Source organism: Streptacidiphilus anmyonensis (genome assembly GCF_000787855.1).
GTDB classification, from domain to species: Bacteria; Actinomycetota; Actinomycetes; order Streptomycetales; family Streptomycetaceae; genus Streptacidiphilus; species Streptacidiphilus anmyonensis.
In genome coordinates this window covers 1-13,545 of the sequence record NZ_BBPQ01000016.1, presented here as the reverse complement: position 1 = coordinate 13,545, position 13,545 = coordinate 1, and the positions used below count along the sequence as shown (strand labels likewise).

The window sequence follows — 13,545 nt, the reverse complement described above, 5'->3', positions numbered from 1 at the left end:
GCAACCGTCAGCACCTTCAGGCACAGAGGTAGAGCCGAACCATGAGCAGCCCCGGCCCCGCATCCCGTCCGACGACGGCGAAGAAGCGCCCCTACCGCAAGCCGGCGCAGGACCCCGCCCGCCGACTGGCCTTCGACGCCCTGCGGGCGGTCGACGAGCGCGACGCCTACGCCAACCTGGTCCTCCCGGCGCTGCTGCGCAAGGCCGAGCAGGACGTGAACTTCACCCGCCGCGACGCCGCCTTCGCCACCGAGCTGGTCTACGGCACGCTGCGCATGCGCGGCAGCTACGACGCGATCATCGCCGCCTGCGTGGACCGCCCGCTCGGCAAGATCGACCCGCCGGTCCTCGACGTCATCTCGCTCGGCGCGCACCAGTTGCTGGCCACCCGGATCCCCACCCACGCGGCCGTCTCCGCGACCGTCGACCTCGCGCGCACGGTGCTCACCGACGGTCCGGCGAAGTTCGTCAACGCGGTGCTGCGCAAGATCTCCCAGCACGACCTGGACACCTGGCTGGAGCAGGTCGCCCCGCCGTACGAGGAGGACGCCGAGGACCACCTGGGTGTGCTCTTCTCGCACCCGCGCTGGGTGGTCTCCGCGCTGTGGGACGCGCTCGGAGTCTGGCAGCCGCAGGCCGCCGGCCGCGCGGCCATGGAGCAGTTGCTCGCCGCCGACAACGACCGCCCGGCGGTCACGCTGGTCGCCCGCCCCGGGCGCTCCACGGTCGAGGAACTGCGCGCGGCTCTCGATCAGGACGCGACGGAGCCAGGCCGCTGGTCGCCGTACGCGGTCCGCCGGGCCGAGGGCGGCGACCCGGCCGACCTGCGGGCGGTGCGCGAGAACCGCGCGGGCGTCCAGGACGAGGGCAGCCAGCTGGTCGCGGCGGCGCTCGCGGCCGCGCCGCTGGAGGGCGGCCGTGACTCGGTCTGGCTCGACGGCTGCGCCGGCCCCGGCGGAAAGGCCGCGCTGCTGGGCGCGCTCGGGGCGGAGCGCGGCGCGGCCCTGGTCGCCTCCGAGGCGCAGCCCCACCGGGCCCGCCTGGTGGCCCGCGCGCTGGAGGGCAACCCCGGCCCGTACGCGGTGATCACGGCGGACGGCACCCGCCCGGCGTGGCGGCCCGGCAGCTTCGACCGGGTCCTCGTCGACGTCCCCTGCTCCGGCCTCGGCGCGCTGCGCCGCCGCCCGGAGGCGCGGTGGCGCCGTCGGCCCGCCGACGTCGCCAACTTCGCCCCCCTCCAGCGGGGACTGCTGCGCAGCGCGATCGACGCCACGCGTCCGGGCGGCGTCGTGGGCTACGCGACCTGCTCCCCGCATCTCGCGGAGACCCGCGTGGTGGTCCAGGACGTCCTCAAGGGCCGCGAGGACGTCGAGTGGATCGACGCGCGCGCGTGCCTTCCCGGCGTCCCGGACCTGGGCGACGGCCCGGACATCCAGCTGTGGCCGCACCTGCACGGCACGGACGCCATGTACCTCGCGCTGCTGCGCAAGCGGTAGTCGCCACCCCTGAGGGGTAGGGCATGATGGCAGGCAATCCCTCCTCCTGATCGACTCCGAAAGTGCGTGAGATGCCCCAGATCTGTCCCAGCATCCTGTCCGCCGACTTCGCCCGGCTCGCCGAGGAGGCGGAGGCGGTGCGCGGCGCGGACTGGCTGCACGTGGACGTCATGGACAACCACTTCGTGCCGAACCTGACCCTCGGCCTGCCGGTCGTCGAGTCGCTGAGCAAGGCCACCGACATCCCGCTCGACTGCCACCTGATGATCGAGAACCCGGACCGCTGGGCTCCGCAGTACGCCGAGGCGGGGGCCGGGTCGGTCACGTTCCACGTCGAGGCCGCGGCCGCGCCGGTCCGGCTGGCCCGGGACCTGCGGGCGCTCGGTGCGCGGGCGTCCATGGCGCTGCGGCCGGCGACGCCGATCGAGCCGTACGAGGACCTGCTGCCCGAGCTGGACATGCTGCTGATCATGACCGTGGAGCCGGGCTTCGGCGGGCAGGCGTTCCTGGACATCATGCTGCCGAAGATCCGCCGGACCCGGCAGCTGATCGACAAGCACGGGCTCCAGCTGTGGCTCCAGGTCGACGGAGGCGTCTCCGCCTCCACGATCGAGCGCTGCGCGGACGCGGGCGCGGACGTGTTCGTCGCGGGTTCCGCCGTCTACGGCGCCGACGACCCGGCCGCGGCCGTGGCGGCGCTGCGGGCGCAGGCGCGGGAGGCCACGGACAAGGCGCCGTGGGTGCGCAAGCTCTGAAGCGTCCGCCGTTCGGGGCCCGCCCTCGCTAGTGTTGTAGCTAACCACAAGCCCATATGGATGATCCTCCAAGGAGCGGCCGGATTTCCGGCCGCCGCCTTGTAGCGTCCTGCCATGAACCGTGCGGATTCGGACCGTAGGCTGAAGTCATGCGGTTCCTGAATCCGGTCACCGGCGAGCTGGACGCCCGTCCCTCCGCTCCCTACGACCTCACGTACGACGACGTCTTCATGATCCCCAGCCGTTCGGCGGTGGGGTCGCGGCAGGCGGTCGACCTGTCCAGCAACGACGGCACCGGGACGACGATCCCGCTGGTCGTCGCCAACATGACCGCCGTGGCCGGCCGACGGATGGCCGAGACGGTGGCCCGGCGCGGCGGCATCGTCGCGATCCCGCAGGACATCCCGATCGATGTCGTCTCCGAGGTCGTCGGCTGGGTCAAGCAGCGCCACCTGGTGCACGACACGGCCGTCACGCTCGCGCCCGGCGCGACCGTCGCCGACGCGTTCTCGCTGCTGCACAAGCGCGCCCACGGCGCGGTCGTCGTGGTCGAGGACGGCAAGCCGGTCGGCGTGGTCAGCGAGGCCGACCTCAAGGGCGTGGACCGCTTCACCAGCCTCGACGCCGTGATGAGCAAGGAGCTGCTGCTCCTGGAGGAGAGCGTCGACCCGCGCGAGGCGTTCGAGAAGCTCTCCGCCGGGCACCGCAAGCTGGCTCCCGTCGTCGACGGCCGGGGCGACCTCGTCGGCATCCTCACCCGGAAGGGCGCGCTGCGCGCGACCCTCTACAACCCGGCCGTGGACGCGGACGGGAAGCTCCGGATCGCCGCCACCGTCGGCATCAACGGCGACGTGGCCGGCAAGGCCAAGGCGCTGCTGGAGGCCGGCGCGGACGTGCTGGTCGTGGACACCGCCCACGGCCACCAGGAGTCGATGATCAACGCGCTGCAGGCCGTGCGCGGTCTGGACCCGCAGGTGCCGATCGTCGCGGGCAACGTCGTCGCGCCCGAGGGCGTGCGCGACCTGGTCGAGGCGGGCGCGGACATCCTCAAGGTCGGTGTCGGCCCCGGCGCCATGTGCACCACCCGGATGATGACCGGCGTCGGCCGGCCGCAGTTCTCCGCCGTGCTGGAGTGCGCGGCCGAGGCCCGCAGGCTCGGCAAGCACGTCTGGGCCGACGGCGGCGTGCGCCACCCGCGCGACGTCGCGATGGCGCTGGCGGCCGGAGCCTCCAACGTCATGATCGGCTCCTGGTTCGCCGGCACCTACGAGTCGCCCGGCGATCTGCAGACGGCCCCTGACGGCCGCCAGTACAAGGAGAGCTTCGGCATGGCCTCCGCGCGCGCCGTGCGCAACCGCACGGCCGAGGAGTCCAGCTACGACCGCGCTCGCAAGGCGCTGTTCGAGGAGGGCATCTCCACCTCGAAGATGTACCTCGACCCCGCCCGTCCCGGCGTCGAGGACCTGATCGACTCGATCGTCGCCGGCGTCCGCTCCTCCTGCACCTACGCGGGCGCGGACTCGATCGAGGACTTCCACCGCAAGGCCGTGGTGGGCGTCCAGAGCGCGGCCGGCTTCGCCGAGGGCAAGCCGCTGCACGCCAGCTGGTGACCTCCGGTCGGTGACGCGCCGTCGGTGTCGTCCTGGCGGGGACATCGGGCCGGTGACGCCCCGTCGGGGACATCGCGCCGGGGACATCGCGTCGGTGGCGTTCAGCCGATCGTCGCCGCCTGCCTGCTCGCCTCCCGCGTGTCGCGCACGTCGCGCAGCGGGGTGAGCAGGCAGCGGCTGATCATGCCCGTGGAGCGGTCGAGCGCGGCCGCGGCCGCCGCGTAGGGCTCCGGTGTGCCGCGCAGCTCCCACAGCATGCGGGCCGAGGCCCAGGCCGCGTCGCGCGCCGCGTCGATGCTCCACGAGTCCAGCAGGTGCAGCAGCGGGTCCGCCACGTCCAGTTCCGGCGGCAGCGTCAGCAGTTCCTCGCGGACCTGTTCCTCCACGCCGGCCAGCAGGTCGTTGACGCGGTGGAAGTCCGCCTCCAGCTCCTGCGGCGGGCAGTCGAGGCTGCGGCAGGAGTCGACGATAGCGAGCGGCAGGTCGTGCTCGATGTGGCTGTTCATGCCCGCCAGCGCGAACTGGACCGGGCGGATGCCCGGATGCAGCCGCAGGTCCAGCAGCGGCCGCCAGCAGGCGGGCGGCGCGTCCGCGCCGAGCGCGCCGAGGAAGCGGTCCGCGAACAGCGTGTCCAGCCGGGCGACGTCGGCGGGCGAGCCGAAGTAGCCGTCCTCGCCGAGGCGTCGCATCACGGCGTCGGTGACCTGGAGGTAGACGCCGCCGAACACTCCGACGCCGTCGCCCGGCGGCAGCCCTGACACGGCGTCACCGAGCCGCGCGGCCACGACGGCGACGGCGTCGGCGGGCGCGGTGCTCAGCTCCATGCCGTCAGCATCGCAGCCCGTCCCCACCTGCGGCGATCCGCCGCGCGGGTACATCACGACGCGCGGAGCGTCATCACGCGCGCGAGCGTCACAACGCCCCGGCGTCCCGGGCGGACCACACCGACGGGTAGAGCGGACGCCAGCCGAGCTCGTCGCGGAGCGAGCGGTTGGAGGCGATGCCGTTCCACGGGTCCGGGTCGACGGCGTCGGCGTTGGCCTCCGGAAAGGCGGTGCCGTTGAGCTCGTGGATGTCCCAGGCGGTGACCGGCGCGTCGTCGGCGGCGTTGTAGTTCCGGCCCTCGATGCCGGGTGTGCGCAGGGCGCGGAAGAGCGCCTGGGCGACATCGGCGTGGTGGACCATCTGGAGCCGCCGGTGGGCCGGCCAGTCGGCGATGAAGCGGCCGGCGTTCGGCAGGTGCGGGTCGCCCTCGCCGTAGACGAAGGCCAGGCGGACGATCACCAGGGGCAGATCCGCGACGGGGGTGAGCCCGGCCTCGGCTTCCGCCTTCGAGCGCGGGTAGACGCCCCAGACGGCCTCGGGAGCCGGCACGTCCCCCGGGACGGCCGGACGGCCCCGGCCCGCGCCGTAGACGAGGTTGGTGCTGGCCTGGACGAAACGGCGGACACCCGCCGCCGCGGCCTCCCGGCCGAGCGCGATCGCCGCGTCCCGGTTGACCGCCCAGGCCTCGTCGTCCGGCACGCTGCGGAAGGCGGCGGCCACGTTGACCACGTCGTCCACGCCCTCCAGGGCGCTCTTTCGGCCGTCGGTCTCGCGCAGGTCGCCCAGCACCGCCTCCGCGCCGAGGGCGGCGAAGTGCTGCGCGCTCTCCTCGCTGCGCACCAGCACCCGCACCGTCTCGTCGGGCCGGACCCACTGCAGCAGGCGCGGCACGAACCGCCGTCCGACCTGTCCCGTCGCGCCCGTCACCAGAATCGTCGTCATGATCGGTCCCTTTCGATCCTCCGGGCCGGCTTCGCGACCCGCTGTCCATGCTGGCCGGACCGGACCGGCGGTGGGAGAGACCCGTCGATCGGGGGATCGGCGATCCCTGGTTGCGGATCCGCCCCCGAGGGATGCTGGGGGCATGGACCGACCCGTGGACCGTGCCGCCCTCGCCGACTTCCTGCGCCGCAGCCGGGAGCGGCTGAACACCGCCGACGTGGGTCTGCCGGACGGCGCGCGCCGACGGACGCCCGGACTGCGTCGCGAGGAGGTGGCGGGCCTGGCCGGGATGTCGGTGGACTACTACACGCGTCTGGAGCAGCAGCGCGGACCGCGCCCCTCGCCGCAGTTGCTCGCCGCGCTGGCCCGTGCGCTGCGTCTGAGCGACGACGAGCGCGACCACCTCTTCCACCTGTCCGGCCAGCAGCCGCCCCAGCACCACCACGTCGCCGACCACGTCCGTCCCGGGCTGCTGCTCGTCCTCGACCGCCTCTGGGACACCCCGGCGCAGGTCATCTCCGACCTCTGCGACGTGCTGGTGCAGAACCCGATGGCGCGGGCGCTGTGGGGCGACGCTTCCTCCCGGCCGCCGGGGGAACGCAACCTCCTGCGCCGCTGGTTCACCGACCCCGCCGCCCGCGCGCTGATCCCCGCCGAGGACCAGGAGCGGCTCGGCCGCTCCCATGTGGCGCACTTGCGCGCCGTCGCGACCGCACGTCCGGAGGACCGGCGCGCGGAGCGGCTGGTGACGGAGCTGCTGGCGCAGTCGCCCGAGTTCGCGGAGTACTGGGCGGAACACGACGTCGCGCAGCGGCGCAGCGACGTCAAGCGGATCCTGCACCCGGTGGTGGGCCTGCTGGAGCTCTCCTGCGAGGTGCTGGTCACCGACGGCGGCGGGCAGCGGCTGCTCGTCTTCACGGCCGAGCCCGGCAGCGTCAGCGCCGAGCGGCTGGAGCTGCTGCGCGTGGTCGGGCTTCAGGACCTGAGCGCACGGGACTCGGGGGTGCGGCCGACGGAGACGCGGCAGGGCTGAGGGACAGAGCAGGAGTCGGGCTGACCGGGCCGGGCTCGGGGGCCCTCGGCGCGCACGGCCGTCCGACCGCGCGGGCGGGGCGGGCGCAAGGGCGGGAGACGGCCCGATGCCGCCGACACCGGGCGACGGTCCGGTGCGGGGGCCGCGTCGCGGGAGCGGCGGAGGGGCCGACTACCCTGGCCAGCACGACGTGCGCCCCCGCACCTCCTGCGGGTGGGCACCCTGGACCGAGCACCCTGGACTGGACACAGCCTCATGACCACCGCGGTCGTCGTCGGCGGCGGGCCCAACGGGCTCGCCGCGGCTGCCCTGTTGGCGAAGGCGGGCCTGGAGGTGACCCTCCTCGAAGCCGCGGACGAGGTGGGCGGCGGCACGCGCAGCGAGGAGGCTCTGCTGCCCGGCCTGCTGCACGACCACTGCTCGGCGGTGCACCCCATGGCCGTCCGCTCGCCCGCGCTGCGCGCGCTCGGCCTGGAGCGTCACGGGCTGCGCTGGCGGCTGCCGGAGGTCGACTGCGCGCACCCGCTCGACGACGGCACGGCCGGAGTCCTGCTGCGGTCGGTCGCCGAGACCGCGCGCGGTCTCGGCGTGGACGCGGGGCGCTACCGGGCGCTGTTCGGCCCTTCGGCGCGGAGCTGGGACGCCCTCGCAGGGGACGTGATGGGCCCGCTGCTGCGCCTTCCTGACCACCCGCTGCTGCTGGCGCGGTTCGGTCTGCCGACGCTGGCCCCGGCCGAGGTCCTGGCGCGGCTGTTCCGCACCCCGCAGGCGCGCGCCCTGTGGGGCGGCGTCGCGGCCCACGCGTTCCGACCGCTGTCCGAGCCGCTCAGCTCGGCGATCGGGCTCGGCATCCTGACCGCCGGGCACGCGGCGGGCTGGGCCGTCGCGGAGGGCGGATCGGGGGCCGTCGCCCGCGCTCTGGAGGGGGCGCTGCGCGAGCACGGCGGCGAGGTCCGCACGGGGGTGCGCGTCACCGGCCGCGCCCAGATCCCGCCCGCCGACGTGACGTTGCTCGACCTCGACCCCGCGCAGGTCGCCGCGCTCTACGGCGACCTGCTGCCCGCGCGGGTGCGGGCCGCGTACCTGCGGTTCCGGCGCGGACCGGGCGCGTACAAGCTCGACCTCGCGGTCGAGGGCGGCGTGCCCTGGACGGCGGAGCCCGCCCGGCGCGCGGGCACCGTCCACCTGGGCGGGACGTTCGCCGAAGTCGCCCACGCGGAAGGGGAGGTGGCGGCCGGTCGGATGCCGGGCCGCCCGTTCACGCTGGTGGGCCAGCAGTACCTCGCGGACCCGTCACGCTCGGTCGGGGACGTGCATCCGGTGTGGGCGTACGCGCACGTCCCCCACGGATACGACGGGGACGCGACGGAGGCGGTCCTGCGGCAGATCGAGCGGTTCGCGCCCGGCACGCGCGACCGGATCACGGGCGTCCGGGTGACCCGGCCGGCCGACTTCGCCGCGGGGAACCCCAACTTCGGCGGCGGCGACATCCTCACGGGCGCGAAGTCGCCGCTGCGCCTCCTGCTCGGCCCGCGCGCGGCGCTCGACCCGTACGCGACGGGCCTCCCCGGCGTCTTCCTCTGCTCGGCCGCCACCCCGCCGGGCCCCGGAGCCCACGGCATGTGCGGCGCGGGCGCGGCGCGCGCAGCGCTGCGGCACCTGGGCGGTTCGGGCGCCCTGGGCGACCTGGGCGGCTTGGGCGGGTAGACGGTCCTGGGCAGGTAGACGGCCGGGGTGCTCGGAGGCCGCCCCGGCTCAGTCCGCGATCCGGGTGAACGACATCCGCCAGTTGTGCACCCAGGTCCGGCCGTCGTCGAAGGAGAACGCCTGCTCCCAGCACGCCGTGTCGGCGTCGAGGACGGTCCATTCGAATCGGACCGAGACCTGCTTGCCCTGCACCACGTCGTCCCCGTGGAAGACGCCGTGCTTGCCGTTCCAGCGCCCGGACACCGGCGGGTCCAGTCGGCCGGGCGCGCCGGTCGAGGCCCACCAGATCCGCCACAGGCCGGCCTCGACGTCGTACAGGCGCACCGACATGCCCTCGAACGACCGGCCGTTCGGCATCGTCTCGACCCTGAGGTTGTCGACGTTGCCCAGGCCGCCGAGGGTCTGGCGCATCCACTGGACCCCCTCGAACTCCACCCAGTCCGCGCAGTCCGGGTCGGCCATGTCGGCGCTCTTGCGGTGGTGGACCCGCCAGGTGCCGGCCAGGAAGTCGAAGTCGTGGCGGCCGTCGGCGATTTCGTTGCTCGTGTTCGCGCTCATGACCTCACGATGGACCCGCACCCCTGACATCCTGTGTCAGTGGACTTCGCGCTTGTCCTCGACCTCGTCCTACGCCGATGACGCCGAGCCGACCCGATCGGGTGCGAGATCCGCCAAGTAGGCGTCGAGCAGGCTCCGCTGGCGCTCCGGCGGGAACTCCTCCGGTGCGAACAGCGCCTGCACCACCAGGCCGAGGACGAAGCTCTGCGCCGCCCCCGCGAGGTCCTGCGGGGTGCGGTCGGTGCGGAGTTCGCCGCGGCGTTGCGCGGCGGCGGCGAACTCGGCCATGCGGCTGCGGGCACGGCGGTAGCGCGCGGCGTGGTCGCCCGCGAGTTCGGCGTCGGCGAGCGCCGCGTCCCAGGAACTGACCCAGATCCGGGAGCCGGCCGCGCTCTCCGGGGTGAGCGGCAGGATGTCCAGCAGCGCCGCGCGCAGTGCGGCCAGGCCCTCCGCGTCGGGGCCCGCCGCCTCGGCGTGCGGGCGCGGACGGGCCGCGTGGGCCTCGTCGAGCAGGTCCAGCGCGTAGCGCAGCAGCGCGCGCTTGCTGGGGAAGTAGTGCGTGAGCAGGCCCGTCGTCGCGCCCAGTTCGCCCGCGACCGCGCGCAGGGTGAGTCCGGCGAAGCCGCGTTCGGTCAGGACGCGCCAGACGGCCGCGGAGACCTCGGCACGGCGGGCTTCGTGGTCGCCACGGGCGGGAGTCATGGCGACAGCGTACATACCCAACGCTTGTTATGTACTATCGGCTCCGTCGGCCTCCCCTCGAAGACAGGACCGCCCGTGTACGCCGTCGCTCTCGCCCCTGATGCCCAACTCCGCCCGCTGGAGCCGTGGCAGGCCGAGGAGTTCCTCGCCCACATGGACCGTGCGCGGGAGGGGATCGACCCGTTCATCCCCTTCGCGGCCCGCAACGCCGACCTCGACGCGGCCCGCGCCACCCTCCAGGGCTACGCCGACCGGCAGGCCCAGGACACCGGCCGGATCTACGGGATCTGGCGCGAGGGCGTGCTGGTCGGCGGCGCCATGTTCGTGCACTTCGACGCGGCGATGGGCAACTGCGAGATCGGCGTCTGGTCCGAACCGGCCGGTCAGGGGCGCGGCCTGGTGACGGCCGCGGTGCGAGCCCTGCTCGGGTACGCCTTCGAGGAGCGCGGCATGCAGCGGGCCGAGTGGTGGAGCAGCACCCGCAACGAGCGCAGCCGCGCCGTCGCCCAGCGGCTGGGCATGCGGCTCGACGGGACCCTGCGGTCCTACTTCCCGCACAACGGCGTGCGCCACGACAAGGAGGTCTGGTCGATGCTCGCCTCCGAGTGGCCCGGCGCGCCGCGCTCCTGAGCGGCTACGCCGTCGCCTCCGCTGCGGCGCGGCCGGCCGCGCGGCCCGAGAACAGGCAGCCGCCCAGGAACGTGCCCTCCAGCGCGTTGTAGCCGTGGACGCCACCGCCGCCGAAGCCCGCGACCTCGCCCGCCGCGTACAGGCCCGGCACCGCCGTGCCGTCGGCGCCGAGCGCGCGCGAGGACAGGTCGGTCTGGATGCCGCCGAGCGTCTTGCGCGTCAGCACGTGCAGCTTGACGCCGATCAGCGGCCCGGCGGCCGGATCCAGCAGGCGGTGCGGAGCGACGGTGCGCCCGAGCCGGTCGCCCAGGTAGCGGCGGGAGTTGCGGATCCCCTGCACCTGGGCGTCCTTGCTGAACGGGTTCGCCACCTGGAGGTCCCGCGACTCGATCTGACGGCGGATCACCGACGGGTCCAGCAGCGGCTTCTCCGTCAGCGCGTTCATCTTCGCGACCAGCTCCTCCAGGCCGCCGGCGACGACGAAGTCCGCGCCGTGCCGCTTGAACGCCTCGACCGGGGCGGGAGCGCCCTTGCCGAGCAGGCGCTCGCGCAGGAACGCGCGGCGGTCCTTGGCGGTGATGTCCGGGTTCTGCTCGGAGCCGGAGAGGGCGAACTCCTTCTCGATGATCCGCTGCGTGAGCACGAACCACGAGTGGTCGTGCTCGGCCAGGTTCGGTGCGGTGCGCAGGTGGCGCAGCGTGCCGAGGGTGTCGTAGCCGGGCAGGTACGGCGACGGCAGGCGGCGGCCCAGCGCGTCGAACCACATCGAGGACGGGCCGGGCAGGATCCGGATGCCGTGGCCGGGCCAGATCGGGTTCCAGTTCTGGACGCCCTCGGTGTAGTGCCACATCCGGTCGCGGTTGACCAGGCGCGCCCCGGCGCGCTCGCTGATCTCCAGCCCCCGGCCGTCGACGTACGCGGGCACGCCCGTGACCATACGCGCGGGGGGAGTGCCGAGCCGCTCGGGCCAGAAGCGGCGCACCAGTTCGTGGTTGGCGCCGATCCCGCCGGTGGTCAGGATGACGGCCTGGGCGGTCAGTTCGAAGTCCCCGACCTCCTCGCGGCTGCTGGAGACCCCCCGGGCGGAGTCGTCCGCGGCCAGCACCCGTCCCCGCACGCCGGTGACCACGCCGTCGGTGGTCACGACCGAGTCCACGCGGTGACGGTGAAGGAACGTCAGCATGCCTGCCCCGGCAGCCTGCTGGGCGTAGCGGACGAAGGGCTCGACCACCCCGGTGCCGGTGCCCCAGGCGACGTGGAAGCGGGGAACCGAGTTGCCGTGGCCCTCGGCGCGCAGATCGCCGCGCTCGGCCCAGCCGACGGTCGGCAGGAAGGAGATGCCGTGCCCCTCCAGCCAGGTGCGCTTCTCGCCCGCCGCGAACTCCACGTAGGCACGGGCCCAGCGGGCGCCCCAGGCGTCCTCGTCGTCGGTGCGGTCGAACTGGGCGCTGCCCTGCCAGTCGCCCCAGGCGAGCTCGAAGGAGTCCTTGACGCCCATCCGGCGCTGCTCGGGGGAGTCGACCAGGAACAGGCCGCCGAAGGACCAGAACGCCTGGCCGCCCAGGTTGGCCGCGTTCTCCTGGTCGACGAGCGCCACCTTCCGCCCCCGGGAGACGAGTTCGTGCGCGGCGGTGAGACCGGCCAGGCCGGCTCCGACGATGATGACGTCAGCGTCCATGGTTACAGGTCCTCGGTGGGGGTGGCGGCGGAGGCCGCGGTGGAGGGCTCGGTGGGGGAGAGGATCGCGGTGAGGAGCCGTCCGAGCCAGGCGCGGGCGGCGTCGAGGTCGCCGTCGAGCAGGAGTTGGACGGTCACGCCGTCGTAGAGCGCGATGACCGCACGCGCGGCCTCGTCGGCGTCCGTGAGCAGCGCGGGCAGCGGGCGGCCGCGTTCGGACAGCTCGCGGAGGCGCCGGGCGCAGACGTCGCGCAGGGTCTCGCGGTGGTCCGCGAGCGCGCGGGCGACGCCGGGGCGTCGCGCGGCGTGCAGCAGGAACTCGGTCTTGACCAGCAGCCAGTCGCGGTCGAGCAGCAGTTCGCGGGTGACCCGGGCGGTGAGCTCGGCGAGCGTCAGCCCGGCCCCGCCCTCCGTGGCGGCGAGGGCCTCGGTGAGCTGCCGCGCGATCAGCGCGGAGCGGTCGTCGTAGAGCGCGAAGAAGAGCTCGTCGAGGTCGGTGAAGTTGGAGTAGAACGCGCCGCGCGTGTAGCCGGCGGCCTCGCAGACGGCCTCGATGGTGCTGTGCCCGAAGCCGTTCGCCGCGAAGACGTCGAACGCGGCCTCCAGCAGGCGCGCCCGGGTCCGCGCCCGGCGACTGGTGACGCGTGCGGGCGCTGCTCCGGCTTCGCCCGCGGCGACGGTCGACGGCATCGGCTCTCCGTTTCGATACATCGGTGTATCCGATACGCGAATGTATCGTGCCGGGTCCTTGGCGTCGAGAGTCGACGCGCGGCAGTCGCGGGGCAGGTGAGACCTGCGGCAGTCGTGGGATCGCGGGAGGATACAGCGCCCGGTCCGGCAGGGGAACGGTGGCGGCGCGCGGCCGGAGGCGTCCGTATGATGACCGACCCATGGAGCCGCAGCCGGAACTTGTCCGTCCCTACGTCACCGCCCTGAGCGGCGCGACGGACACCCCCGACGACCCGCCCGAGCCGCCCGCGTGGCCCGCCCCGGCGGCCGGGGGCAGTCAGCCGTCCGTGCGCCCGGCGGAGCCCGCGGGTGGGCGACGCGAGCCCGACCGGCCGCGTCGGCGCGGCCGCTCGCGCGGGCTGACGGCGGCGCTGGCGCTGGGGGCGCTCGCGGCCGTCGGGTTGCTGGTCGCCGTGACGACGGACGGGACCGCCCCGCGCGGAGGCACGGCAGGGTCGTCCGCCGCCCCCGCCGCGATCCCCACGTCCGGCGACCCGGCGACGGCGGCCGCCACGACCGCCGGGGCGAGCCGCAGCGCCCGTCCTGCCGTCGCACCGGCGCGCGGGGTCGTCCCGACCTCGACTCCGCAGAAGGCCGTCGCCGCCACACCCGCCCCGACGGCGACCACCGCGACCACCGCGGCCGCCGACGGCACGCTACGACCGGGGGACCGCGGGCCGGCCGTGGTGCGCCTGCAACAACTGCTGTTCCAGCAGGGTTTCACGTACGTCGCAGTCACCGGCGTCTACGACGCGGCCACCACACGCGGGGTGACGCAGCTTCAGCAGGACCGTGGCATCACCGGCGATCCCACCGGCGTCTACGGCCCCCAGAGCCGCGCGGCCCTCGACCCCGGCGACCAGTAGGAGCGAGCCTGACCG

Annotated in this window: 13 protein-coding genes; 7 read left to right on the top strand and 6 right to left on the bottom strand. The window is 74.5% G+C overall.

What is annotated here, in order from left to right:
- The first annotated feature begins 41 nt into the window (after positions 1–41).
- The 3 genes from TR50_RS16980 (at position 42) to TR50_RS16970 (ending at position 3,861) form a co-directional block, all read left to right on the top strand.
- The gene (locus TR50_RS16980; RefSeq protein WP_042421647.1) at positions 42–1,496 is read left to right on the top strand and encodes an RsmB/NOP family class I SAM-dependent RNA methyltransferase; all 1,455 of its coding nucleotides are present in this window, start codon (positions 42–44) and stop codon (positions 1,494–1,496) included.
- A 71-nt stretch (positions 1,497–1,567) separates the two neighbouring features.
- On the top strand, positions 1,568–2,251 hold the full coding sequence (gene rpe / locus TR50_RS16975; RefSeq protein ID WP_042421821.1) for a ribulose-phosphate 3-epimerase: 684 nt from the start codon (positions 1,568–1,570) through the stop codon (positions 2,249–2,251).
- 149 nt (positions 2,252–2,400) lie between these two features.
- The gene (locus tag TR50_RS16970) at positions 2,401–3,861 is read left to right on the top strand and encodes a GuaB1 family IMP dehydrogenase-related protein (RefSeq protein ID WP_042421645.1); all 1,461 of its coding nucleotides are present in this window, start codon (positions 2,401–2,403) and stop codon (positions 3,859–3,861) included.
- Positions 3,862–3,962: 101 nt separating this feature from the next.
- Here the strand turns inward: TR50_RS16970 and TR50_RS16965 are convergent, their stop codons facing one another.
- Together TR50_RS16965 and TR50_RS16960 are read right to left on the bottom strand one after the other, a co-directional pair.
- The gene (locus TR50_RS16965; protein ID WP_042421643.1) at positions 3,963–4,685 is read right to left on the bottom strand and encodes a DUF5995 family protein; all 723 of its coding nucleotides are present in this window, start codon (positions 4,683–4,685) and stop codon (positions 3,963–3,965) included.
- Between the two features lie 88 nt (positions 4,686–4,773).
- Complete coding sequence (locus tag TR50_RS16960) at positions 4,774–5,628, bottom strand: NAD-dependent epimerase/dehydratase family protein (RefSeq protein WP_042421641.1); 855 nt, start codon at positions 5,626–5,628, stop codon at positions 4,774–4,776.
- 154 nt (positions 5,629–5,782) lie between these two features.
- On the opposite strand from TR50_RS16960, the gene TR50_RS16955 reads away from it, so the two are divergent.
- Both TR50_RS16955 and TR50_RS16950 read left to right on the top strand, forming a co-directional pair.
- Positions 5,783–6,661, top strand: coding sequence for a helix-turn-helix transcriptional regulator (locus tag TR50_RS16955; protein WP_042421819.1), 879 nt, complete (start codon positions 5,783–5,785; stop codon positions 6,659–6,661).
- A 255-nt stretch (positions 6,662–6,916) separates the two neighbouring features.
- Positions 6,917–8,368 (top strand): phytoene desaturase family protein, encoded by a 1,452-nt coding sequence (locus TR50_RS16950; protein WP_042421639.1) that lies wholly within the window; start codon positions 6,917–6,919, stop codon positions 8,366–8,368.
- A 48-nt stretch (positions 8,369–8,416) separates the two neighbouring features.
- Here TR50_RS16950 and TR50_RS16945 read toward each other — a convergent pair whose 3' ends face one another.
- Positions 8,417–8,926 (bottom strand): hypothetical protein, encoded by a 510-nt coding sequence (locus TR50_RS16945; RefSeq protein WP_042421637.1) that lies wholly within the window; start codon positions 8,924–8,926, stop codon positions 8,417–8,419.
- 69 nt (positions 8,927–8,995) lie between these two features.
- A complete protein-coding gene (locus TR50_RS16940; RefSeq protein WP_042421817.1) occupies positions 8,996–9,628 on the bottom strand; it encodes a TetR/AcrR family transcriptional regulator in 633 nt (210 codons plus the stop codon).
- 75 nt (positions 9,629–9,703) lie between these two features.
- Here TR50_RS16940 and TR50_RS16935 point away from each other — a divergent pair, with 75 nt between their 5' ends.
- Entirely contained in the window at positions 9,704–10,258 is a 555-nt protein-coding gene (locus TR50_RS16935) for a GNAT family N-acetyltransferase (protein ID WP_042421636.1), read from the top strand.
- Between the two features lie 4 nt (positions 10,259–10,262).
- Here the strand turns inward: TR50_RS16935 and TR50_RS16930 are convergent, their stop codons facing one another.
- Together TR50_RS16930 and TR50_RS16925 are read right to left on the bottom strand one after the other, a co-directional pair.
- Positions 10,263–11,936: an FAD-binding dehydrogenase gene (locus TR50_RS16930; RefSeq protein WP_042421633.1), complete on the bottom strand. Its 1,674-nt coding sequence runs from the start codon at positions 11,934–11,936 to the stop codon at positions 10,263–10,265.
- 2 nt (positions 11,937–11,938) lie between these two features.
- Positions 11,939–12,625: a TetR/AcrR family transcriptional regulator gene (locus TR50_RS16925; RefSeq protein ID WP_042421631.1), complete on the bottom strand. Its 687-nt coding sequence runs from the start codon at positions 12,623–12,625 to the stop codon at positions 11,939–11,941.
- 200 nt (positions 12,626–12,825) lie between these two features.
- On the opposite strand from TR50_RS16925, the gene TR50_RS16920 reads away from it, so the two are divergent.
- Positions 12,826–13,530, top strand: a complete 705-nt coding sequence (locus TR50_RS16920; RefSeq protein WP_042421629.1) for a peptidoglycan-binding domain-containing protein — start codon at positions 12,826–12,828, stop codon at positions 13,528–13,530.
- Positions 13,531–13,545 lie beyond the last annotated feature (15 nt).

What these genes read in the sequence shown, in the direction of transcription:
- TR50_RS16970 (WP_042421645.1), top strand. Translation starts at nt 2,401, where the DNA reads ATGCGGTTCCTGAATCCGGTCACCGGCGAGCTGGACGCCCGTCCCTCC.
- TR50_RS16920 (WP_042421629.1), top strand. Translation starts at nt 12,826, where the DNA reads ATGGAGCCGCAGCCGGAACTTGTCCGTCCCTACGTCACCGCCCTGAGC.
- TR50_RS16960 (WP_042421641.1), bottom strand. Translation starts at nt 5,628, where the DNA reads ATGACGACGATTCTGGTGACGGGCGCGACGGGACAGGTCGGACGGCGG.
- TR50_RS16940 (WP_042421817.1), bottom strand. Translation starts at nt 9,628, where the DNA reads ATGACTCCCGCCCGTGGCGACCACGAAGCCCGCCGTGCCGAGGTCTCC.
- TR50_RS16925 (WP_042421631.1), bottom strand. Translation starts at nt 12,625, where the DNA reads ATGCCGTCGACCGTCGCCGCGGGCGAAGCCGGAGCAGCGCCCGCACGC.
- TR50_RS16965 (WP_042421643.1), bottom strand. Translation starts at nt 4,685, where the DNA reads ATGGAGCTGAGCACCGCGCCCGCCGACGCCGTCGCCGTCGTGGCCGCG.
- TR50_RS16930 (WP_042421633.1), bottom strand. Translation starts at nt 11,936, where the DNA reads ATGGACGCTGACGTCATCATCGTCGGAGCCGGCCTGGCCGGTCTCACC.
- TR50_RS16980 (WP_042421647.1), top strand. Translation starts at nt 42, where the DNA reads ATGAGCAGCCCCGGCCCCGCATCCCGTCCGACGACGGCGAAGAAGCGC.
- TR50_RS16945 (WP_042421637.1), bottom strand. Translation starts at nt 8,926, where the DNA reads ATGAGCGCGAACACGAGCAACGAAATCGCCGACGGCCGCCACGACTTC.
- rpe (WP_042421821.1), top strand. Translation starts at nt 1,568, where the DNA reads ATGCCCCAGATCTGTCCCAGCATCCTGTCCGCCGACTTCGCCCGGCTC.
- TR50_RS16950 (WP_042421639.1), top strand. Translation starts at nt 6,917, where the DNA reads ATGACCACCGCGGTCGTCGTCGGCGGCGGGCCCAACGGGCTCGCCGCG.